The organism is Streptomyces sp. NPDC098781, assembly GCF_044759995.1.
Taxonomy (GTDB): Bacteria; Actinomycetota; Actinomycetes; order Streptomycetales; family Streptomycetaceae; genus Streptomyces.
In genome coordinates this window covers 368,459-390,491 of the sequence record NZ_JBIWAK010000008.1, presented here as the reverse complement: position 1 = coordinate 390,491, position 22,033 = coordinate 368,459, and the positions used below count along the sequence as shown (strand labels likewise).

The 22,033-nt window shown below is 72.5% G+C and carries 18 protein-coding genes; 11 read left to right on the top strand and 7 right to left on the bottom strand.

Translation table 11 applies throughout. The annotated features are described in order from the left end of the window. Position 1: 1 nt before the first annotated feature. The 3 genes from gnd to ACIQWG_RS31015 are packed head-to-tail and all read left to right on the top strand — an operon-like array spanning position 2 to position 2,959. Entirely contained in the window at positions 2 to 880 is an 879-nt protein-coding gene (gene gnd / locus ACIQWG_RS31025) for a phosphogluconate dehydrogenase (NAD(+)-dependent, decarboxylating) (protein ID WP_404101680.1), read from the top strand. 6 nt (positions 881 to 886) lie between these two features. Continuing rightward, positions 887 to 1,492, top strand: coding sequence for a histidine phosphatase family protein (locus tag ACIQWG_RS31020; protein WP_404101679.1), 606 nt, complete (start codon positions 887 to 889; stop codon positions 1,490 to 1,492). Between the two features lie 24 nt (positions 1,493 to 1,516). After that, positions 1,517 to 2,959 (top strand): membrane-associated oxidoreductase, encoded by a 1,443-nt coding sequence (locus ACIQWG_RS31015; RefSeq protein WP_404101677.1) that lies wholly within the window; start codon positions 1,517 to 1,519, stop codon positions 2,957 to 2,959. Here the strand turns inward: ACIQWG_RS31015 and ACIQWG_RS31010 are convergent. Both ACIQWG_RS31010 and ACIQWG_RS31005 read right to left on the bottom strand, forming a co-directional pair. Further along, the gene (locus ACIQWG_RS31010; protein ID WP_404101675.1) at positions 2,946 to 4,739 is read right to left on the bottom strand and encodes a bifunctional sugar phosphate isomerase/epimerase/4-hydroxyphenylpyruvate dioxygenase family protein; all 1,794 of its coding nucleotides are present in this window, start codon (positions 4,737 to 4,739) and stop codon (positions 2,946 to 2,948) included. The genes ACIQWG_RS31015 and ACIQWG_RS31010 overlap by 14 nt on opposite strands. A gap of 65 nt (positions 4,740 to 4,804) precedes the next feature. Further along, complete coding sequence (locus ACIQWG_RS31005) at positions 4,805 to 5,701, bottom strand: shikimate dehydrogenase (protein WP_404101674.1); 897 nt, start codon at positions 5,699 to 5,701, stop codon at positions 4,805 to 4,807. A 170-nt stretch (positions 5,702 to 5,871) separates the two neighbouring features. On the opposite strand from ACIQWG_RS31005, the gene ACIQWG_RS31000 reads away from it, so the two are divergent. Together ACIQWG_RS31000 and ACIQWG_RS30995 are read left to right on the top strand one after the other, a co-directional pair. Further along, the gene (locus ACIQWG_RS31000) at positions 5,872 to 6,537 is read left to right on the top strand and encodes a TetR/AcrR family transcriptional regulator (protein WP_404101672.1); all 666 of its coding nucleotides are present in this window, start codon (positions 5,872 to 5,874) and stop codon (positions 6,535 to 6,537) included. A 181-nt stretch (positions 6,538 to 6,718) separates the two neighbouring features. Beyond that, complete coding sequence (locus ACIQWG_RS30995; RefSeq protein ID WP_404101844.1) at positions 6,719 to 8,059, top strand: MFS transporter; 1,341 nt, start codon at positions 6,719 to 6,721, stop codon at positions 8,057 to 8,059. 49 nt (positions 8,060 to 8,108) lie between these two features. Here the strand turns inward: ACIQWG_RS30995 and ACIQWG_RS30990 are convergent, their stop codons facing one another. Genes ACIQWG_RS30990 through wecB form a run of 4 tightly spaced genes read right to left on the bottom strand, consistent with a single transcriptional unit; the run spans position 8,109 to position 13,849 of the window. Continuing rightward, complete coding sequence (locus ACIQWG_RS30990; protein WP_404101671.1) at positions 8,109 to 10,316, bottom strand: glycosyltransferase; 2,208 nt, start codon at positions 10,314 to 10,316, stop codon at positions 8,109 to 8,111. Then, the gene (locus ACIQWG_RS30985; RefSeq protein ID WP_404101670.1) at positions 10,313 to 12,121 is read right to left on the bottom strand and encodes a hypothetical protein; all 1,809 of its coding nucleotides are present in this window, start codon (positions 12,119 to 12,121) and stop codon (positions 10,313 to 10,315) included. Before ACIQWG_RS30985 ends, ACIQWG_RS30990 begins: the two co-directional genes overlap by 4 nt. Next, a complete protein-coding gene (locus ACIQWG_RS30980) occupies positions 12,121 to 12,768 on the bottom strand; it encodes a class I SAM-dependent methyltransferase (RefSeq protein ID WP_404101668.1) in 648 nt (215 codons plus the stop codon). Before ACIQWG_RS30980 ends, ACIQWG_RS30985 begins: the two co-directional genes overlap by 1 nt. Next, positions 12,761 to 13,849: a non-hydrolyzing UDP-N-acetylglucosamine 2-epimerase gene (gene wecB, locus ACIQWG_RS30975; RefSeq protein WP_404101667.1), complete on the bottom strand. Its 1,089-nt coding sequence runs from the start codon at positions 13,847 to 13,849 to the stop codon at positions 12,761 to 12,763. The genes ACIQWG_RS30980 and wecB overlap by 8 nt, the downstream gene beginning before the upstream one ends. Before the next feature lie 91 nt (positions 13,850 to 13,940). Between wecB and ACIQWG_RS30970 the strand changes: the two genes are divergently transcribed. The 3 genes from ACIQWG_RS30970 to ACIQWG_RS30960 all read left to right on the top strand — a co-directional run bounded on the left by ACIQWG_RS30970 (position 13,941) and on the right by ACIQWG_RS30960 (position 17,960). Next, complete coding sequence (locus tag ACIQWG_RS30970; RefSeq protein WP_404101665.1) at positions 13,941 to 15,404, top strand: glycosyltransferase; 1,464 nt, start codon at positions 13,941 to 13,943, stop codon at positions 15,402 to 15,404. Between the two features lie 80 nt (positions 15,405 to 15,484). Then, the gene (locus ACIQWG_RS30965) at positions 15,485 to 16,738 is read left to right on the top strand and encodes a nucleotide sugar dehydrogenase (RefSeq protein ID WP_404101663.1); all 1,254 of its coding nucleotides are present in this window, start codon (positions 15,485 to 15,487) and stop codon (positions 16,736 to 16,738) included. A 55-nt stretch (positions 16,739 to 16,793) separates the two neighbouring features. Beyond that, complete coding sequence (locus tag ACIQWG_RS30960; RefSeq protein ID WP_404101662.1) at positions 16,794 to 17,960, top strand: glycosyltransferase; 1,167 nt, start codon at positions 16,794 to 16,796, stop codon at positions 17,958 to 17,960. Here ACIQWG_RS30960 and ACIQWG_RS30955 read toward each other — a convergent pair. Next, positions 17,926 to 18,267, bottom strand: coding sequence for a VOC family protein (locus ACIQWG_RS30955; RefSeq protein ID WP_404101660.1), 342 nt, complete (start codon positions 18,265 to 18,267; stop codon positions 17,926 to 17,928). The two genes, ACIQWG_RS30960 and ACIQWG_RS30955, sit on opposite strands and share 35 nt — an antisense overlap. A 236-nt stretch (positions 18,268 to 18,503) precedes the next feature. Here ACIQWG_RS30955 and ACIQWG_RS30950 point away from each other — a divergent pair, with 236 nt between their 5' ends. The 3 genes from ACIQWG_RS30950 (at position 18,504) to ACIQWG_RS30940 (ending at position 21,740) form a co-directional block, all read left to right on the top strand. Beyond that, positions 18,504 to 19,091: a TetR/AcrR family transcriptional regulator gene (locus ACIQWG_RS30950; RefSeq protein ID WP_404101658.1), complete on the top strand. Its 588-nt coding sequence runs from the start codon at positions 18,504 to 18,506 to the stop codon at positions 19,089 to 19,091. After that, positions 19,088 to 20,437 carry an MFS transporter gene (locus tag ACIQWG_RS30945; protein WP_404101656.1) on the top strand — a complete coding sequence of 450 codons (1,350 nt, stop codon included), beginning with the start codon at positions 19,088 to 19,090 and terminating at the stop codon, positions 20,435 to 20,437. Before ACIQWG_RS30950 ends, ACIQWG_RS30945 begins: the two co-directional genes overlap by 4 nt. A 67-nt stretch (positions 20,438 to 20,504) precedes the next feature. Next, a complete protein-coding gene (locus ACIQWG_RS30940) occupies positions 20,505 to 21,740 on the top strand; it encodes a serine hydrolase domain-containing protein (protein WP_404101655.1) in 1,236 nt (411 codons plus the stop codon). Positions 21,741 to 22,033: the final 293 nt, after the last annotated feature.

The window sequence follows — 22,033 nt, the reverse complement described above, 5'->3', positions numbered from 1 at the left end:
CATGCAGATCGGTCTTGTTGGACTCGGCAAGATGGGCGGCAACATGCGCGAGCGCCTGCGCAACGCCGGCCACACCGTCGTCGGCTACGACACCAATCCCGAACTGTCCGACGTCGCGAACCTGGCCGACCTCGTCGACCAGCTCGACGCGCCGCGCACGGTCTGGGTGATGGTCCCGGCCGGCCACCCCACCCAGGTCGTGATCGACCAGCTCGGGAGCCTGCTCAAGCCGTACGACACGGTGGTGGACGGGGGCAACTCGCGCTGGACGGACGACGAGAAGCACGCCAAGGAGCTCAGCGCGCACGGCATCGGCTTCGTCGACGCCGGCGTGTCCGGCGGGGTGTGGGGCCTGAAGAACGGCTACGCGCTGATGGTCGGCGGTGAGAAGGAGTACGTCGACCGGCTCAAGCCGATCTTCGAGGCGCTGAAGCCGGAGGGGCCGTACGGCTATGTCCACGCCGGCAAGGTGGGCGCCGGGCACTTCGCGAAGATGGTCCACAACGGTATTGAGTACGCCATGATGCAGGCCTACGCCGAGGGCTGGGAGCTGCTGGAGAAGGTCGACTCGGTGGACAACGTCCGGGAGGTCTTCCGCTCCTGGCAGGACGGCACGGTCATCCGGTCCTGGCTGCTGGACCTCGCGGTGAACGCCCTCGACGAGGACGAGCACCTGGAGAAGCTGAAGGGCTTCGCGCAGGACTCCGGCGAGGGCCGCTGGACCGTCGAGGCCGCCCTCGACCACGCCGTGCCGCTCCCCGCGATCACCACCTCGCTGTTCGCGCGGTTCGCCTCCCGCCAGGACGACTCCCCGCAGATGAAGATGATCGCGGCGCTGCGCAACCAGTTCGGCGGGCACGCCGTCGAGTCGAAGGAGTAGCGCGCCGTGGGGGATCTCCTCCTGGTCCGCCACGGTGAGACGGAGTGGAGCAGGTCGGGACAGCACACCAGCTGGACCGACCTGCCCCTCACCCAGGACGGCGAGGAACAGGCCAAGTCCCTCGCCCCGCTCCTGTCCGGGCGGACCTTCTCCCTGGCCCTCACCAGCCCGCTGCGCCGCGCGGTCCGCACCGCCGAACTGGCGGGCGTGAGCGGGGCCGTACCGGACCCGGACCTGCACGAGTGGGACTACGGCGGCTACGAGGGTGTCACCACCGTCGAGATCCACCGCACCCGCCCCGACTGGTACCTGTGGACGGACGGAGTGGCACCGGGCCCTGCGGCCCACCCCGGTGAGTCACCGGCCGAAGTGGGCGCCCGTGCCGACCGTTTGCTGTCCCGTGTCGAAGCGGCGCTCCCCGGCGGCGATGTCGTCCTCGTCGCCCACGGCCACTTCCTGCGCGTCGTGACGGCCCGCCGCCTGGGCCTGGCCCCGGCCGAGGGACGGCTGTTCCAGCTGGCGACCGGCACCGTCAGCCGACTGTCCACCGAGCACGGCCGGCCGGTGATCGCGGAATGGAACGTACGGACACAGCTTGTTGACACCGTGTGAGCGAGCCCGCCAGAGTCGTGGCCGATGGAGATCAACGATCTGACACCGGCCGAGCAGCGAGTCTGGCGGGCCTTCGCCACGGGAACGACCGTGGACCTGCGGCCGGATGGCGAAGAGGGCGGCCCCGAACGGACGGTCAGGGCCGCTGTGTTGCGGACGTTGCTCCTCAACGGGCCCCGGGAGCCGGGGGAAGTGGCGGCCCTGAAAGTCCTGGGGGCCCGGGTCACCGGCGTGCTGGACCTGCGGTTCGCGGCCGTCGACAGCGTGGTGCGACTCGGCTACTGCACCTTCGACGCGACTCCGCGCCTGGCCGGTGCCCAGCTCAACTACCTCAGTCTGCGCGACTCCACGCTGCCCGGCCTGGCCGCCTCGCGGAGCAGGATCGACGGCAGCGTGCGGCTGACCCGCTGCCGGATCGGCGGGCCGGTGCGCCTCGGCGGGGCGCAGATCTCCGGTGCGCTGTTCCTGGACGAGGCGGAAGTGACCGCGGCCGACTCGGCGGAGCCCGTGCTCCAGCTCAACCAGGCCTCCATCGACGACGACCTGTGTGCCCGGGGCCTGCGCACCCGGGGCCGGATACGGCTGGACGGTGCCGCCGTCGCGGGATCGATCGATCTGGAGGACGCCGAACTGCGCAACCCCGACGGCAACGTCATCGACGCGGAGGCTCTGGCCGTGGGCGCGAACGTGGTCGCCCGGCGCCTGACCGCCGAGGGCCGCGTCGACCTGCGCGGCGCGCGCATACCGGGCCGGCTCGACCTGCTGTACAGCCGGCTGGCCAACCCCGGCGGCACCGCGATGCGGGCGAGCAGCTGTGTGATCGGCGAGCTGTGGCTGCGCGGCGGCCCCCCGATCGAGGGGAGGCTCAACCTGCGCCGCTCCCAGATAGAGCACCTCGACCTGGACCCGGAGATGCTTCCGGACCAGGTCCGCCTCCTCGACCTCACCTATACCTCGCTGACCCCGCAGGTGCCGCCCGAGCGGCGGCTGCCCATGCTGGAGCGGGACGAGGACATCTTCGACCCGCACGGCTACGAGCAGTTGACCGCCGCCTACCGCCGCACCGGCGACGACCACGCCGCCCGCCTGGTCCAGCTCGCCAAGCAGCGCCGGCACCGCACCACGCTGCCCTGGTACGGCCGGCTGTGGGGCCATGTCCAGGACGCGACCGTCGGTTACGGCTTCCGGCCGCTGCGCGCTCTCGGCTGGCTGCTGTCCCTGCTCGCCGTCGGCTCGGTCGCGTTCGCCCTGCACGCCCCGCCACCGCTGAAGGCGGACGAGGCACCGCAGTTCAACCCGGTCTTCTACACCCTCGACCTGCTGCTGCCGGTGATCTCCTTCGGACAGGAACCGGCCTTCGCCCCGGCCGGCCGGCAACAGGCCCTCGCCTACGCCCTCGTCCTCATCGGCTGGATCCTGGCCACCACGGTCGTCGCCGGTGTGACCCGTACCGTCAGCCGCCAGTGACCGCCCGGGCGGTGTGCTGCGCGGCCAGCCGCACCGGCGCGTTCTGGGCGCCGTAGCCCCGGTAGCCGTCGCGCTGCACGAGCTCGAAGAAGACCCGGCCGACGGTCCTGGTGTAGCAGTGCCGGAACTCGCCGTGCGCGTCGCGGTCGTAGAGGATGCCGAGTTCGCGGTACGTCTCCAGCTCGCCGTCCGCGAACTCGTACCGTGCGGCCAGGTCGTCGTAGTAGTTGGCGGGGATGGGCAGCAGGTGCCCGCCCGCCGCCCGGAAGCGACGGGCGGCGGCGACGATGTCGTCCGTGGCCAGCGCGATGTGCTGGGCGTGCACGGTGTCGTCGGAGGGTGCCGCGCCGACGCCGAGGGCGATACGGACGCTGCCGTCGGCGTTGGTGACGGCGCGGCTGCGCATCAGACCGTAGGGGTCGGCCACGTCGACGCTCTCCTGGGCGTGCAGGCCGAGGACGCTGCGGTGGAACAGGGTGGCCTCGTCGTAGTGATGCCAGGGCTGGGTGAGGGCGAGATGGTCGATGCGGGCGGTGCCCGTGGTGGCCGGCTCGTGGTCGAGGTCCGTGAAGTCGGCCCGCCAGTTGGGCAGTTCGGGGCGGTCCGTGGCGCAGAAGAAGAGTTCCGTGCCGTCGGGGGCGGCGACCGCGTCGAGCGGGGCGTCCTCGGGGGCGCGGCGGCGTGGCAGGACCGGGGCGAGGAGGGCCTCGGCGCGGCGGGCGGCGGCCGTCGGGTCCGGTGACTCCAGGCCGATCGCGGCGAGTCCGGTGCCGCTGCGGCGGGCGGCGCCGGAGGTGTTGACCAGGATCCGGGCCTCGCCCTGCTGCCAGAGGTCGACCGGTTTGCTGCGGTGGCGTGCGGTGCGGGTGAGGCCGAGGGCGCCCAGGACCGCGGAGACCGGTTCCGCGTCGGGGGTGACCAGTTCGGCGAAGGCGACGCCGGTGGGGACGACGGGTTCGGGCGGGGTGGTGAGGCCGACCGTCTCTTGCAGGACCAGCAGGGAGCGGTGGGCGTCCACGGCCGTCGGGCCGGCGTCGGCCTGACGGAAGACGTCGTTGAAGACTTCCAGGGAGAGCGGGCCGTCGTATCCGGTGTGCAGGACGTGCCGCACCAGTCCGGCGACGTCGAAGCCGCCCTGGCCGGGGAAGCAGCGGTAGTGGCGGCTCCACTGGAGGACGTCCATCGCGAGCAGCGGGGCGTCGGCGAGCTGGAGGAAGAAGATCTTCTCGCCGGGGATCTCCGCGATGCCCTTCGGGTCGGTGCCGCGGGAGAGGATGTGGAAGCTGTCCAGGCAGGTGCCGAGCGCGGGGTGGTCGGCTGCCTCGACGATGCGCCAGGCGTGAGTGTACGTGTTGACGTGCCGTCCCCAGGCCAGCGCCTCGTACGCCACCCGGATGCCGAACTCCTGGGCGAGGTCGGCGAGTTGGCGCAGATGGTAGGCGGCGAGCGCGTCGTCGTCCGCGGCGAGCGGATGGACGCTGGAGCAGACGAGGACGGTGTCCGCGCCGAGCCTGCGCATCAGCTCGAACTTGTGCCGGGCGCGGCGCAGATTGCGGGCGAACTCCTCGGCGGGCACGGCCTCGATGTCCCGCATCGGCTGGTAGAGGTCGATGCTCAGGCCCAGGTCCGCGCAGCGCGCCCGGATCTCCTCCGGGGCCAGCGGGCTGGCCAGCAGGTCGTTCTCGAAGATCTCCACACCGTCGAACCCGGCCCGGGAGGCGGCCGTGAGCTTCTCGGTGAGCGATCCGCTCAGCGAGACGGTGGCGATGGATGTACGCATGGTCGCTCCTTCAAGATGCCGGGGCGTGCGGAACCGCGCGACCGGCCCCGGACGGCCCGCAGATGTCATACCGCCTTGCCCACCGAGCTCTCGGCGGCCCCGGCCAGCTCCGTGATGTCCGCCAACATGCGCGAGCTGTCCGGCTCACGCCCGGTGAACAGCCGAAACGCGTCCGCGGCCTGGAACACGGCCATCCCGCCCCCGTCCAGAGCGGCGCAGCCGGCCGCACGAGCGGCCCGCAGCAACTCGGTCTCCAGCGGCCGGTACACGACCTCGGCGACCCACAGCCCGGGATGCAGCAACTGCGCGGCGAAGGGCAGACCGGGATGCGCGGCCATCCCGGTGGGTGTGGCGTGCACGATGCCGTCGGCCGGGCCGAGCAACCGAGCCAGCTGGTCCGGCGAGCCCGCGGCGGCGCGCCCCGCGCCGAAGTGCCCGTTCAGCGCGGCGGCGAGGTCCGCGGCGCGGTCGCCGAGGGCGTCCACCACGGTCACCTGCCCGGCGCCAAGGGTCAGCATCGCGTGCGCGACGGCCGCGCCCGCACCCCCCGCGCCCAGCTGCACGACCCGTTCCATCGGCACATCCGGCAGCCCGCGCGCGAACGACGCGGCGAAGCCGGTGACGTCCGTGTTGTGGCCGACGGCCCGGCCGTCCTCGAAGACGACGGTGTTGACCGCGCCCAGCGCCTCGGCCTGCGGGGCGAGCGCGTCCAGGTGCTCGATGACGAGCTGCTTGCACGGGTGGGTGATGTTGAGCCCGTCGAAGCCGAGGTCGCGGGCGGCCCGCACCAGGTCCCCCACCGCGTCGGGCGGCACGCCGAGCGAGTCGATGTCGATGAGCCGGTACAGATAGCGCAGGCCCTGCCGGTCGGCCTCCCGCTCGTGCAGCGCCGGGCTGAGCGAGGGTCCGATGCCGGAACCGATCAGCCCGACGAGATACGAGTCCTTGGCGTCCTTGACCACCGGGCGACCTCCTGAGCGGCTGACTAATGTACGAACTGGTGAGTTAGTCATAGCAGCCATCCCGGCGGATTGGGAAGCCCCGTCCCGCCACCCGGGGCAGCGGGGCTTCTACAATCACCGGCACGCGGGCGGGCCATCGGGGTGCGCTCGCCCCTGGCCGAAGGAAACCGATGACCAGCGTCGAAGAGCCGGCACGCGCGAACGGGCGGACCCGTGACGCCGCCCGCACCCAGGCCGAGATCCTCGACGTCGCGACGCGGGAGTTCGCCCGCGCCGGTTACGACGGCGCCCGGGTGGACGAGATCGCGGCCCGCACCCGCACCACGAAGCGGATGATCTACTACTACTTCGGCGGCAAGGAGCAGCTGTTCACGGCCGTGCTGGAGCGCGCGTACGGCGTGATCCGGGAGGCCGAGCAGCAGCTCGACGTCGAGCATCTGGACCCGGTCGCGGCCATCCGGCGGCTGGCCGAGCTGACCTTCGACCACCATGAGCAGCACCCCGACTTCATCCGCCTGGTCAGCATCGAGAACATCCACGGCGCCGAGCACATCGCGGCCTCCGAGCGGCTCGGCAAGATCGGCTCGCCGGCCCTGGACGTGATCCGCCGGATTCTGGAGTCGGGGCAGGAGTCCGGCCTGTTCACGGCCGATGTCGACGCCGTGGACCTGCACGCGATGATCAGTTCCTACTGCTTCTTCCGGGTCGCCAACCGGCACACCTTCGGCGCCCTGTTCGGCCGCGACCTGGTGGACCCGGCCCGGCGCGAGCACTACCGCGCGATGCTCGGCGACATGGTGATCGCGTACCTGACGGCGGAACGCGCGGCCGACTGAAGTCGTTCGGCGCCACCTCTTGACACCCGGGAAACGTGGGCGCAACATCCGTAGCCACCGCGTACTAACTACCCAGTGGGTTAATTAGCCGGGATCCGGCACCTCTCCCCCAGCCCCTGGCCGCCTTCGTTTCCGCTCACTCCACCTATGTTGGAGTTCCCTCAAAGGAGCCGCCGTGTCCGTGCCCGTCCCCGACGCCCCGCCCGGCCAGCCGAGGAAGGCGGCCACGGCCGCCTGGATCGGCAGCGCCCTGGAGTACTACGACTTCTTCATCTACGGCAGCGCGGCCGCGCTGATCTTCCCCGAGGTCTTCTTCGACGAGTCCGACCCGGCGACGGCCACCCTGCTGTCACTGGCGACCTTCGGTGTGGCGTACGCCGCGCGCCCGGTCGGCGCGCTGTTCCTCGGTCACTTCGGGGACCGAGTGGGCCGTAAGAAGATCATGGTCTTCACGCTGATCCTGATGGGCGTCTCGACGTTCCTGATCGGCTGTCTGCCCACCCGCGACCAGGTCGGCACCCTGGCGCCGGTCCTGCTGGTGCTGTGCCGGGTGCTCCAGGGCATCTCGGCGGCGGGCGAGCAGGCCAGCGCCAACTCGATGACCCTGGAACACGCGCCACCGCACCGGCGTGGCTTCTTCACCAGCTTCACCCTCAGCGGCACCCAGGGCGGGCAGCTGCTGGCCACCCTGGTCTTCATCCCGATCGCCGCGCTGCCGGAGGAGCAGCTGATGTCGTGGGGCTGGCGGGTGCCGTTCTGGATGAGTGTCGCGGTGGCCGTCGTCGGCTATGTCATCCGCCGCAAACTGGACGAGACGCCGGCCTTCGCGCAGCAGGCGGCCACCGAGGGCGTCGTGAAACTGCCGCTCGCGGTGCTGATGCGGGAGCACTGGGCGGATGTGCTGCGGGTGATCGCCGGCGCCCTGGTCGCCTCGGTCAGCACGATCTTCACGGTGTGGGCGCTGTCGTACGCCACCAGCGACTCGGTCGGCATCGACAGGTCCGCCATGCTGTGGGTGGGCGCGCTGGCCAACCTGGTCGCGCTCGGCGCGATCCCGCTGTGGGCGACGCTGTCGGACCGCATCGGCCGGCGCCCGGTGTATCTGATCGGCGCGGCCGGCAGCGCGGTGACCATGTTCCTGTACCTGTGGGCGATCTCCACCGGCTCCTACCCGCTGATCATGCTGCTGGGCATCGTCGCGTTCGGTGTGGTCTACAGCGCGGCGAACGGGGTGTGGCCCTCGTTCTACGGCGAGATGTTCTCCACCCGGGTCCGGCTGTCCGGCATGGCGATCGGCACCCAGATCGGCTTCGCGGTCGCCGGTTTCGCGGTCACCTTCGCCGCGCAGATCGCGGGCCCGGACGGCGACGACTGGTTCGCGGTGGCCCTGTTCACGGCCGCGCTGTGCGTGCCGCCGGTGGTGGCGGCGCTCTCGGCCCGCGAGACCGCCAAGATCCCGACCGAGCGGCTAGGCGAGCGCACGCCGGCCGAGGCCGCGCAGCGGGAGACCGTGACGGCCTGAGCGGACGTGCCCCGGGTCCCCGGACGCCCGCACGGCTCCGGGGACCCGGTCATCGGCCCGACACGAGCAGCTCCGTCCAGGTCTCGGCGACCCGGTCCAGGGAGAAGCTCTCCCGTACCTGGGTGCGGGCCAGTTCGGCGGCGGAGCGCCAGCCGTCCTCGCCCAGCGAGGCGATCGCCTCGGCCATCGCCTCGGGGTGGTCGTGGATCCACCGGCTGTCGTAGATCTCGTCGGCGCCCGGCCACGGCAGCAGTGACGGTACGGCGCCGGAGGCCATCCCCTCGGCGGGGGCGAGGTGGAAGCTCTCGTCGTCGCTGGTCGACAGCACATGCCCGACCCGCCGCAGCCAGCCCGCCACGTCAGCACCGAACGTGTCGAAGACGACGGCCCCTTCGAGCAGCGGCGAGGTCTGCATCCGGCGCAGCACGGCGTCGTAGTGGGCGCGCTCCTCGGGCTTGTTCCAGATCCACCAGTACTCCCAGGGCGGCTTCGACTTGACCGACAGATGCCAGCGCGGGTCGTCGGCGCGCAGTGCCTCCAGCACGTCGAGGCCGAGGTCGAGGCGTTTGCGGCAGGGCGCGATGCCGATCATGCCGAGGCGGTGCTGGGCGCCGGGTGCCTTGGGGCGGTCGAGCTGGTCGGTGTCGACCCAGTTGGGGACGACCACGACCTTCGACTCGGGCCAGCCGGTGTGCTCGCGGGTGCGGCGGGCGTAGTACGGGCTGACGCACACCACTCGGTCGACGGCGTCGATGTCGACCTGGCGGGGCCACCCCGCGTCGAGCTCGAAGCGGTGCAGCCGGACGATCAGCCTGCTGCCGCGCCGCTTGTGCCGGCTGAACCAGACGGCCGCCGGGCCACACCACTCGACGACCACCACGTCCGCCCAGTCGGCGAGTTCACGGCTGGCGTCCGGGTCGTGCCGGGACAGCGCGGGCCAGGCGTCGACCCGTACCTCCAGGCCGGGCAGTGAGCGGAAGTGGTCGAGCAGCCGGGTGAGGAACTTCAGATCGTGTCCGGCGACCCCCACGCGCAACGGCCGCTGACGTGCAGTCACTCCTGAGGGCGCGGCGGGGAAGGCGCGGTCGAGATGGGCGCGCCAGCGGGCGGCGGCCCCGTCCAGGGTGTACCGACCGGCGGCCGTACGGCAGCGTTCGGCCGCGAGGCGTCTGGCCTCCGGCTCGCGCACGGCCCGTGCGACGGTGTCGGCGGCGTCGTCGAGTCCGGCGCGTCCGGGTACGAACAGCGGGTAGTCGGTGCCGAGCAGCGTCTCGTGCGCCGGGGTGCGGTTGAGCACGACGGGCAGGCCCAGGGCGCCGAACTCCAGCACCTTGGTGGACAGTTCGAGGCTGGAGTCGAGCACCGGGTCGCGCCAGCCCAGCCCCAGGTCGCAGTCCGCGGCGATGCGCATGGCCTCCTCGCGGGGCTGTCCGCCGTGGTGGAGGACGCCGGGGGTGGCGGTCAGCGCCCGCGCCATCTCGGCCTGGAAGTCAGGGTGTCCCGGATCGTCGTGGATCTTGTCGCCGACGGTGTGCAGTTCGGCGGGGACGCCTCGTCGAGCCAGCAGTTCCGGCAGCCGGGTCATGGGCAGGGTGTTCCAGCGCGGCGCGAACTTGCCGGTGTAGACGAGCCGCAGCGGCTCGTGCGGGCCGTCCCGCCGCGGCACCTCGAAGCCCGGCTCGGGCACGGCGGGCGGGCTGAGCACGCACTTGCCGCAGGCCTCGGGCACCCAGGTCTCCAGGAAGCAGCGCAGTTCCTCGGTCTGGCACAGCAGCCGCTGCGAGGCCTCGGCGATCCGGACGAGATCCGCGCGGGCCGAGTCGGTCATCTCGGCCGCCGACTGCGGGATGTCGGTGAGGTAGGCCCAGATCCGTCCGTCGAACAGGCCGTCGGCCACGATCCGGGTGACCAGCCGCCGGCCCCGCAGCACCAGCAGGTCGCAGGGGTCCTCCTCGTCGAGCCGGGCCAGCACGTCCGAGGCCTGCACCGGCGACATGGGCCGGTCGGCGAGCCCCGGCAGCAGCCGTTCCTCGTGCGGGCGCACCAGGGTGACACCGGGCAGCTCGGCCAGCGGGTCGGTCAGCCGGCCGGTGCGCACCGGGGACTTGAGGACGAGCCGGGCCTGGCAGCCCGCCCGGGACAGCGCCTGCACCGTGGACTGCGCCCACACGGCGGAGCCGTCGATGAGGTTGAGGTCGACGTCGCCGTAGACGAGTGCCCGCAGCGTACGGCTCACGACGGCTCCTTCCCGCTTCATGACGGCTCCTTCCCGCGCACGGCGAACAGTCGATGCCCTTGACCCGCCCAACTGCCGGGATCCGTACCGGACATGTGCAGGGACCGGCGCACCAGCAGGGGACGCAGCGACGCCACGAAGACGTAGTCGTCGGCGGTCGGCGTGTGGCCCACCACGTCGGCGCCGGAGTACTCCTGGGCGCACAGCAGATCGAGCAGCAGGGTGTCCGGGCGGTCCTCGGTGAGGTCCGTCCAGTCGGCGACCCACGGCGCCAGCGGCTGCCCCCGGCGTACGGTCACTCCGGCGGCGGTGAGCTCGTCGAGTCCCGCCGGCTCGGGCACGACGACCTCGGCCGGGCGGTGCTGCTGGCCGAGCACCTGGCCGACGAGCCGGGCGATGTCGGTGGGGTCCCGGGGCGCGGCCAGCACGGCGACGCGCCGCTCGGCCAACGGGTCCGGGGCGCCGGTCAGTCGGGCGAGCCGCGACAGCCGTACCCGGGTGCTGTCCGTCCGGAACACCTCGCGCAGCCGTTCCCTGCCCCACACGGCCGGGTCGAGGCGGCCCAGACGCACACCGGTGTCGCTGTCGACGACGGCGTCCCAGGCGAGCCGGGCGAGCCCCGGGGCGGCGGAGGCGGGAGCGTCCCGCCACAGCACGGCCGAGCGTCCCAACGCCCGGGTCTCGGCGAGCAGTTCGGCGAGGGTGCGGTCGAGGTCGGGGGCGAGTCCGGTGCCGGTGAGCCACCAGGGTCCCTCGCCCGTGCAGGCACTGAGCTGTACGACCAGCACGTCCGGGTCGGTGCGCTCCACGAGCAGCCGCCCGTCGTGCGGCAGCAGCCGGTTGACGGCCACGTCGGCCGCGAAGTCCTCCGCCGTCTCGGGGGTGAGCACACCGGCGACGACGAGACGGTCGCGGGGCGCCGCCGTCAGGGCGCGATGGGCGAGGTGGAACCGGTCGTCGCGGGGCGCCTCCGGCTCGGCCTGGGACCTCGGCCCGGCGTCGGCCACCCGTCCGGTGGAACGGCGTCGGCCGCGCCACAGTCCGTACAGCTCCCCGGGCAGCCGGGTCGCGCTCCGCTTCGGCGAACGCGCGGCCGTCACCAGGGCCTTTCCCACCCGCAGCGAGGTCGAGCCCTCCAGCATGGCCACGCGCGCCTGCAACACCTCGACCCGGTCCCGGGCACCCCGCAGCGCGGCGGCGAGCTGCTCCTTCTCCCGTACGGCGGCGGCGAGCCGGTCGGCCAGCCCGTCCTGCCCGGATGCCTCCCGGATGCGTTCCGCCTCCTCGGCGGCGGTCTCCAGGTCCAGGAGCCTGGCGCGCAGCGAGCGGGAGGCAAGGTCGGCGAAGACGTACTCGTCGGCGATCCGCAGCGCGGTGGCGTACCCGTCGGACGGGACGGGCCGGCCGAAGAAGTCGTGCGGCGGCAGGAGTTCGTCGGTACGGGCGACGACCGCGCCCGCGTGCAGATGGACGTAGTCGAGGGGCGCCGCGCGCAGGACCTGGCAGCGGTGGGCCACCAGATGGTCGAGGAGCCGGTGGTAGGGCAGCTCGGCGCCGCCGTGCCCGAAGACGATCAGTGCGCGCGCGCCGGGCAGCATCCGTACCAGCACCGCGCGGCAGGCTTCCTCGCTGCCGTGGAGTTCGGCCTGCGGGCCGTAGGACAGAAGGGCCAACTCCCCGTCGGCGACGGGTCGTCGGTCGTCGTCGCGCAGGGCGACACCCGGCGGCAGATGCAGATAGGGCTCCAGGCGCAGGCCGCCGCCGGTCGCGTCCACCACCGTGGTGACGGTGTCGAGGTGCGGATGGAGCAGATCGGTCAGGCGCATCAGCTGGTCCTCGTGAAGACGTGGAAGCCGACCCGGTTCTCCCGGAACCCGTACGGCCTGGAAAGGGTGTGCCGCAGGCCGAGCGGCTCGGCTTCGGCCCGGTAGGCGGTCAGCGGGCGGTGCACGATGTAGTCGCCGCGCGCAGTACGGCGGTCGGTGTCCTCGTCGGTGACGATCAGCCGGCCGCCGACGCGGACGAGGGAGGCGAGGTTGCGCAGACCGTCCGCCCAGTCCTCGTCGTCGAGCACGTGGAACAGGACGTCCACGCAGACGACGGTGTCGTACGGCCAGGGACTGCGCCACTCGTCGAGCGCGGCGACGGCGTAGCGGGGGCCGCCGCCCTCGGCGCGGGCACGGTCGACGGCGGTCGGGCTGACGTCGAAGGCGTCGACCCGGTGTCCGCAGCGGGCCAGGCCGCGGGCGAAGTACCCCTTGCCGCAGCCGGCGTCGAGGACGAACAGGGGGGCGGTGGTGCTGGACAGGTCGCCGACCAGATCGAGCAGGGCGCCGAGCCGCTGGGCGTAGAAGATCTCGTTGCCGGGGCGGTCGAGGCCGATGTGCCCGCCCGAGGCGAGCTCGTCGTGCTCGGCGTGACGGGTGTCCCAGTACCGCCGCGCGGCGGCGTCGGTGAGCATGCCGTCAGCCATGGCGCTCCAGCCACCCGGTGATCACACGGGCGATCCGCGCGCCGGCCCGGCCGTCCCACAGGGGTGGCCCCTCCGCCGGCGCCGCTCCCCCGCCGTCCAGCAGCTTGCGCAGCGCGGGCACCAGCTCCCCGTGCCGGACCAGCCGGTTGGTGCCGTGGGTGACGGTGACCGGGCGTTCGGTCGTGGTCCGCAGGGTCAGACAGGGGACGCCGAGGACGGTGGTCTCCTCCTGGACGCCGCCCGAGTCGGTGATCACCGCGGCGGCCCCGCGCACCAGGCTCATGAACTCGACGTAGCCGAGCGGGTCGAGGAGATGGACACCCGGCGCGTCCGCGAGACCGGCCGCGCTCAGCGCCGCACGGCCGCGTGGGTGCAGCGGTACGACGAGGTCCAGATGGCGGGCGGCCTCGGCGAGTACGCGGGCGGCCGCCTCGGCGGCCTGCGGGTCGTCGACGTTGGCCGGCCGGTGCAGGGTGACGACGCCGTAGCGCTCGGGCAGACCGTGGGCGGCGCGCACGCCCATCGCGTCGAACTGCTCCACATGGGTGAGCAGGGTGTCGATCATCGGGTTTCCGACGAGGTGCACCCGCTCGGCAGCGACGCCCTCACGGGCGAGGTGGCCGACGGCCTCGGGGCTGGTGGCGAACAGCAGCTCCGCCAGCTGGTCGACCAGACGCCGGTTGACCTCCTCCGGCATCGTCATGTCGAAGCTGCGCAGGCCCGCCTCGACATGCGCGACCGGGATGCTCAGTTTGGCGGCCGCCAGCGCGGCGGCCAGCGTCGAGTTCACATCGCCGTACACCGTGACCAGGGCGGGTGCGCGGGCGGTCAGTTCACCTTCCAGGGCCACCAGGAGGTCGGCGGTCTGCCGGGCGTGGCTGCCGGAGCCGACGCCGAGGTCGGTGTCGGGTCGGGGCAGGCCGAGCTGCCGGAAGAAGATGTCCGACATCCGCTCGTCGTAGTGCTGCCCGGTGTGGACGAGCACCTGGTCGCAGCCCGCGGCGCCGAGAGCGGCGACGACCGGCGCGGCCTTGACGAAGTTGGGCCGGGTGCCGACGACATGGAGTACGCAGCCGTTCATCGTGGGCTCCGTTCGATGGCTCGGTCGCCTGCGGGCGCTTGCCGGCCACTGTTGGTGGGCCGTAGCTCCGCGTTGGATCTACCTTGACGGTATGTCGCGGAATATTCCACTTGCTCTCGGTTTGGCCGCCTCGGTGGCGCTCGGTGAGCTGCGTCAGGATCCGATGCGGGCGGGACTGCTCGCCGTGCGTCTGTTGCCGGGGCGTGTCCGGCGCGGACTGGGGCCCCTCGAACGGCGGCTGGCCGCGCGGGCCCGTCCCGCCGGTCCGGTCGCGACACCGTCCGCCGCGCGGGTGCCGGCGCCCTTCGGCCGGCCGTACCGTCCCGTGTCCGGCCGGGTGCTCCACCTGGTCACCAACTCGCTGCCGTTCCGGCACGCCGGCTACACCGTGCGCACGCAGAAGCTCGCCGAGGCCCAGCTGGCGGCCGGGCTGGACCCGCAGGTCGTGACGCGGATCGGCTTCCCGGTGACGGCGGGCGTACTGGACGCCCGTTCCAAGCAACTGGTGGGCTCGGTGCCCCAGCACCGGCTGCTGCCGCCGTGGCTGCCGTACGGACAGGCGGCGGCGCTGGCACGCAACGCCGAACTGGCGGCGGGGCTGGTGGAACGGCTGCGTCCCGCCGTGCTGCACGCCGCCAGCGACCACGGCAACGGGCGGGTGGCGCTCGCCCTGCGGGAGACCTTCGGGCTGCCGGTGGTCTACGAGGTGCGGGGCTTCCTGGAGGAGACCTGGCTGACGCAGGCGCCCGGGCGTCGGCGGGACGACGAGACGTACCGGACGCGGCGGGCCCTGGAGACGTACTGCATGCGCGAGGCCGATCTGGTCTTCACGCTGGGTGAGGCGATGAAGGCCGAGATCGTGGGGCGGGGTGTGCCCGAGGAGCGGGTGCTGATCGTGCCCAACGCCGTGGACGACGCCTTCCTGGCCCCGCCGCCGGACGGGGCGTTCATGCGCGCCCGGCTGGGCATCGCGCCGGACGAGTTCGTCGTGGGCACGATCGGCACGCTCACCCCGCACGAGGGCATCGACACATTGCTCCATGCGGGTGACACGCTGCGACGGCGTGGAGTGCCGCTGCGGTTGTTGATCGTCGGGGACGGGCCGGAGCGGCCCGCGCTGGAGCGGCTGGCGGTGCGCCTGGGGTTGGACAAGGGGGCGGCCGTGATCTTCACGGGGCGCGTGCCGCATGCTCAAGTCCGGGAATTCCACGCCGTGTTGGACGTGTTCGCGGTGCCGCGTACCGACGAACGGGTCTGCCATCTGGTGACCCCGCTGAAGCCGGTCGAGGCGATGGCGAGCGGTGTTCCGGTGGTCGCGAGCGATGTCGCCGCGCTCAGGGAGCTGGTGGAACCGGAGGTTAACGGACGGCTAATCAAGCCTGAATCACCACATTCCTGGGCTGATGAGCTGGAAATAGTCCTTTACAGTCGAAACCGGCGCTCCGAATGGGGAGCAGCCGCCCGCGCGATGGTCGCGCGTGACCGCACCTGGAGGCGGGTCGCCGCCACAACCCGTGAGGCGTACCGCACCCTTGGCAGCCTTGATACGGGGTGAGCCCTATGCAGGTCGAACGGACCGGACCGCTCGGGGAAGAGAGCGAAACAGCACCCGGGGAAGCAGAAGCGCCCGATCGCGTGGAACTGGCGGTGATCGGGCTCGGGTACGTCGGACTGCCGCTCGCGCGTGAGGCGGCGTCGATCGGCCTGAGAGTCGTCGGCCTCGACCGCGACCCCCGGGTCGTGGAGGCGCTGAACGCCGGGCACTCCCATGTCGACGACGTCTCCGACGACGATGTGCGCCGGATGCGTGCCGCCGGTTTCGCGGCGTACACGGACGACGTCTGTCTGGCCCGCGCGCAGACCGTGGTGATCTGTGTGCCGACTCCGCTGAGCGACGACGGCGGGCCCGATCTGAGCGCGGTGAAGTCCGCCGTACGCACGGTGGCGGGCCGGCTGCGGCCCGGTCAGCTGGTCGTGCTGGAGTCGACCACCTATCCGGGCACCACGGAGGAGGTCGTACGGCCGCTCCTGGAGGAGTCCGGTCTCAAGGTCGGCTCGGACTTCGCGCTGGCCTTCTCGCCGGAGCGCATCGACCCGGGCAACACCACGCACGGGCTGCGCACCACGCCCAAGGTGGTCGGCGGCTGCACCCCGTCCTGCGCGGCCCGCGCGGTCGCCTTCTACGGCAAGATCGTCGACACCGTCGTCCAGGCGAAGGGCACCCGCGAGGCCGAGATGGCCAAGCTGCTGGAGAACACCTACCGGCATGTGAACATCGCCCTGGTCAACGAACTCGCCGTGATCAGCCACGAGTTGCACGTCGACCTGTGGGACGCCATCCGCTGCGCCGGCACCAAGCCGTTCGGCTTCCAGGCGTTCCGGCCCTCTCCGGGCGTGGGCGGTCACTGCATCCCGATCGACCCCAACTACCTGTCGTACAAGGTGCGTTCGTCGCTCGGGTACGAGTTCCGGTTCGTGGAACTGGCCCAGGAGATCAACCGGCGGATGCCCGAGTACGTGGTGCGCCGGGCGCAGGACCTCCTCAACACCGCGAGCCGGCCGCTGCACGGTTCCCGGGTACTGCTGCTCGGGGTCACCTACAAGCCGGACGTGGCCGACCAGCGCGAGTCGCCGGCGGTGCCGGTGGCACGGCTGCTGCGGGAGCGGGAGGCCGACATCTCCTTCCACGATCCGCATGTGCCGATGTGGTCCGTGGACGGGGTGAGCGTGCCGCGCGTGGACGACGTGATGGCGGCGGTGCGCGAGCACGACCTCACGATCCTGTTGCAGGACCACTCGGCCTACGACCTGCCGGCCCTCGGTGACGCGGCCCGGCTGCTGTTCGACACCCGGGGGCGGGTGTTCCGGCCCGGGGTCGAGGTGCTGTGACCGTACGGCCCGTCCGGGCCGTGGTTCTCGGGGCAGTCGAAAGGTGCGTGCGCTGATGCGGATACTCGTCGTGACCGTGGTCCACCACCCCGAGGACGCCCGGATCCTGCACCGGGAGATCGCCGCCCTGCGCGAGCACGGCCATCGGATCGTGTACGCCGCGCCCTTCGCGGCACGCGAGACCCCGCCACGCCCCTACGTCGAGGGCGTGGACCTGCCCCGGGCCGCCGGCCGGGACCGCCGGGCGGCGTTGCGCGCGGCCCGCGCCCTGCTCGTCGAGCGGGGACCCCAGGCGGACGTCGTCCTGCTGCACGACCCGGAGCTGCTGCTCACCCTGCCCGGCACGCTGCGTCGCTGGCGGCGTGCGGGACATGTGCCCGTCACCGTGTGGGACGTGCACGAGGACACGGCGGCCGCGCTGGTGATGAAGCGCTGGCTGCCCCCGCCGCTGCGGCCACCGCTGCGGCTGGCCGTGCGGGCGGCGGAACGGCAGGCGGAGCGCCATCTGCGGCTGCTCCTCGCCGAGGACGCCTACCAGCGGCGCTTCCGCCGGACCCATCCCGTCGTCGGCAACCTCGCGACCGTGCCGCCCGAGCCGCCCGAGCCGCCCGGCGACGACCGGGCCGTATACCTCGGACATCTGTCGCGGGCACGCGGCGCGCTGGAACTCATCGAGACGGCACGGCTGCTGGCGCCGGACATCCGGGTCGAGGTGATCGGCGCGGCGGACCCCGACATGCGGGGCCCGCTCACCGAGGCCGACCGGGAGGGCGTGCTGCGCTGGCACGGGTATCTGCCCAACGACCGTGCCCTCGCCCTGCTCTCCGGCAGTCTGGCGGGCCTCTCCCTGCTGCGGGACGAGCCCAACTACCGTCATTCACGGCCCACCAAGGCCGTGGAGTACATGGCCCACGGCGTCCCGGTGGTCACCACGCCCACCCCGCTCGCGGCCGAACTGGTCGAGCGCTACGGCTGTGGTCTCGTCGTCCCCTACGAGGATCCGACCACGGCGGCACGGGCCGTGCGGCATCTGCGGTTCGACCGGCAGATGCGCCGACGCGCGGCGGCCCGGGGCTGGGAGGCGGCGCTGGCCGACCTCAACTGGGCGGACCATGCCACCGAGTTCGTGATGTGCCTGGAGTCCTGGGTGAAGGAGGCGTCCGCGCCGAAGGCGAACGGCCCCGCCGCTACGGTCGCGGGTGACGCGGCTCGTACAGGCTGACGTCGCCGCCGCCCGGCAACCGGAGTCCGGTCACCCGGCCCCAGCCGACGTCCTCGACCGACCGCGTGAACGGCACGCCCTTCTGGGTGAGTTCGGTGACGGTCGCGTCGAGGTCGTCGCACATCAGCATCAGTTCGTGCCTCGGCTCCCCCTCGGTGGGATGGCACGCGACCTCCGTCGGCGGTGCCTGGAAGATGAGCCAGCCGTGTCCGGCGTCCACGTGCGGCCAGCCGAGGACGTCCCGGAGGAAGGTGCGGTCGGCCTCTGCGTCGCGGGTGTAGATCACCACATGTGCACCATTGATCACGCGCCCAGGCTAGCCGCGGGACGCCAGGAGTTCGACCAGCCCCTCCGGCACAGCACCAGCCGGTACCCGTCCGGCGTCCGGCCATCCGAGCATCAGCGGATCGTGCGTTCGGGAATGCCGGCCCCCAGCGACCGGGGCGAGGTCGGCCGTGCCCTCGGCCACGGTGTGTACACCCGCCGTGCGGGCCCGACATTCCCACGTAGACACTGTCTACGCCACCGTGGTAGACACTGTCTATGCAGGTTGGACAGGAACAGGACCCGGATCAGGGGCTACGGGCCCGGCTGGTCGACGTCGGGGTGGATCTCGTGGCGCGGGAGGGCGTCCAGGCGCTCACCCTGCGGGAGATCGCCCGCCGGGCCGGCGTCTCGCACGGCGCCCCGCGCCGCTACTTCCCCACCCATCTGGAGCTTCTCTCGGCCATCGCGCGCCGAGGCTTCGACGAGTTGGCCGCCCGCGTGGCGGCCGGCGAGGGCGCGGGGGGACCGCGGGCACGGATCGCCGAACTTGCGAGGATCTACCTGGAGTTCGCGCTCGGCAATCCCGGCATGTACGAGTTGATGTTCCGTCATGACCTGCTGGAGAGCGGTCATTTGGGGCTGCGTGACACCAGCCTTCCGCTCTTCGGCCGGCTGGTGGACCTGGTCGGCCGGGTCCGCCCCGACGCCGACGCCCGGCTCGTCGCGGGCGGGCTGTGGGCGGGCCTGCACGGCGTCGCCCAGCTGTGGGGCTGGGGCAGCCTGCAACTCGCCACGGGTGCCGACGACTTCACCCCCGTGCTGCGCTCCGTCCTGGACGCGCACCTGGGTCCGGAGGGCGAGTGAATCCCCGTCCGGCCCTCGCGAGCAGCGTCGTCGGAGCCGTGATCGTCGCGTTCGACGGCACCGTACTGACCGTCGCCCAGCCCACCCTCCAGCGCGACCTCGGCGCCTCCTTCGCCCAGGTGCAGTGGACCAGTACCGGCTATCTCATCGCGGTGGCGGGCCTGCTGGTGTGCGCCGGACGTCTGGGCGACCGGTACGGCCACCACCGTCTGTTCGGCATCGGCATGCTCGGCTTCGGGCTCACGTCGGCGGGGATCGCGCTGGCACCCGGCGTCGGCTGGGTGATCGGACTGCGGGTCGTCCAGGGCGTGTCCGGGGCGCTGCTGCAACCTGCCACGCTCGGGATGCTGCGGGCCGCGTTCCCGCCCGACCGGCTGCGCACGCCGATCGCCGTGCGGACGGCGGCGATCGGGGTGGCGGCCGCCGCCGGGCCGGTGCTGGGCGGTGCGCTGGTGGCCGGGCCGGGCTGGCGGGTGGTGTTCCTGCTGAACGTCGTCCCCGCGATCGTCCTCGGCGCGCTCGCCCTCAGGGTGCGGCCGGCACACACGACCGCTCCCGTCCGGCTGGACCTGGCCGGTCCCCTGCTGCTGGCGGTGACCCTGGCCTGTCTGGTCCACGCGCTGGTGGCGCTGCCGGGCCGGGGCTGGACGGCCGCGACCGCCCTGGTCGCCGCTGCCGCCTTCGTCCGGCACGAGCGCCGCGCCCCGAGCCCGCTCCTGCCGCGGGACGTCATCGGGTCGGCGGCGGTCCGCTCCGCGCTCGGCACGCTGGTCGCCGCGTCGGCGGCACTGTCCGGCACGCTGTTCGCCGGTACGTTCCTGTTGCAGGACGCACTCGGTCTGGACCCGCTCGGCAGCGCCCTGGTCAGCCTGCCGCTGGCCGCGTCCATGGTGCTCGCGGCGCCCCTGAGCGCGGTGCTGCTGCGCCGGGTCGGCGCCCGCGGGACGACCGCCGTGGCGATGGCGGTCCTGGCGCTCGGGATCCTCGTGCTGTCCCGCGCGTCGGCCGTACCGGTCCTGTGCATGGCGTTCGCCCTGGTGGGCGCCGGGTTCGGCACGGTGATGCCGGCGGCGACCCATGTCGTCGTACGGGAGGCCGCCGTCGAGTCGGCCGGGGTGGCCGGCGGGCTCCAGCAGACCGCGATGAACGTCGGACCGGTGCTGGGCGTGGCCGCCGCGACCGCCCTCATGGGAACCGGCGGTGACCCGGCGCCGCCGCTGGGCGTGCTCGCCGCCGTCGCCCTGGCCGGAGCCGGGCTGAGCCGTGCGCTACCGGGACGGCACGCCGGCTCGGCGGACGATCATGGCCATTCGAAGGACCGTACACGCGTTCCTGCGCAACGATGAGATCAGAGGCCGTTCCGGCGGGGTATGCCGGAGCGCATCCTCGTCGTAAGGAATTCGGAGGAGAGCGATGGCACTGCTGACACAAGAGGTCGACCCGGGTGAGGTCGGGCTGGACGCGAAGGCGCTGGACCGTCTCGACCAGTACTTCGCCCACTACGTCGACGAGGGGCGGCTGCCCGGCTACCTGGTGTCCGTCGCCCGCGGTGGACGCGTCGCGCACCTCACCACGCACGGGCACCGTGATGTCGCGGCCGGACTGCCCGTCGAGGCCGACACGCTGTGGCGGATCTACTCCATGACCAAGCCGGTCACCTCGGTCGCCGCGCTGCTGCTGGTGGAGGAGGGCAAGCTGTCCCTCGACGACCCGCTCGACCGTCATTTGCCCGGCTTCGCCGAGCCCCGGGTGTATGTGAGCGGGTCCGGCGACGACATGGTGACCCGCCCCGCCGAGGGTCCGATAACCGTCCGGCATCTGATGACCCACACCGCCGGACTGACCTTCGCCTTCTACCACACGCATCCCGTGGACGCCCGCTACCGCGACGCCAACCTGGAGTCGGCGGTACTGCCGGGCTCCGACCTGGCCGGGACGGTCGACGTCTACGCGAGCCTGCCGCTCCAGTTCGAGCCCGGCACACAGTGGAACTACTCGGTCGCCTCCAACATCCTCGGCCGGGTCGTCGAGGTCGCCTCCGGGCAGCGGCTCGACGAGTTCTTCGCGGAGCGGATCTGCGGACCGCTCGGGATGACCGACGCGGGGTTCTGGGTGAGCGACGAACGGGCCGACCGGCTGGCCGAGTTGTACGGCGAGACCGATGACGGCGCGATAGCGGCGATCCCCGGTCTCCCGCTGCGCGGCGGGCGTCCCCGCTTCCTGTCCGGCAGCGGTGGACTGGCTGCCTCCGCGTACGACGTCCATCGCTTCATGGAGATGCTGCGCCGCCGCGGTGAACTGGACGGCGTCCGGCTGCTGGCCCCCGAGACGGTCGACCTGATGACGTCCAACCAGCTCCCGGGCGGCGCCGACCTGCGCGCCTTCGGCAGCCGCCCCGCCCATGACGAGCCCGGCAACGACGGCGTCGGCTTCGGCCTCGGCGTCTCCGTGGTGATCGACCCGACCCGCACGAAGGCCCCGACCTCCCTCGGCTCCTACGGCTGGAGCGGCGTCGCGACCACCACCTTCTGGGTCGACCCGCGCCACGATCTGACGGTGCAGTTCATGACCCAGGTGCGGCCCAAGACCTCGCACACGATGTTCCAGGACCTCAAACGACTCATCCACGAGGCCCTGGCCGGCGACTGAGCCCCGCCCCTCTCAGACCCGGTTCAGAACACAAGCGCCCCATCCACGAGGCCCTCGCCGGCGTCTCAGCCCCCGCCCGCTCAGACCCGGTTGGCCTCCGGCCGCGGGGCGACCGCCGCGAACCGGCCGCGCCCAAGGGGTCGGCGGCCGAGGGGACGTCGGCCGCGAACCGGTCCACGCCCAAGGGGCCGACCACCTCCACAAGGGGCCGACGGCCGAGGTACAGATCCCGGACCACCTCACCGACGGCCACACGCCGTTCCCGGAACACAGGCGACCCGTCCACACGGCCC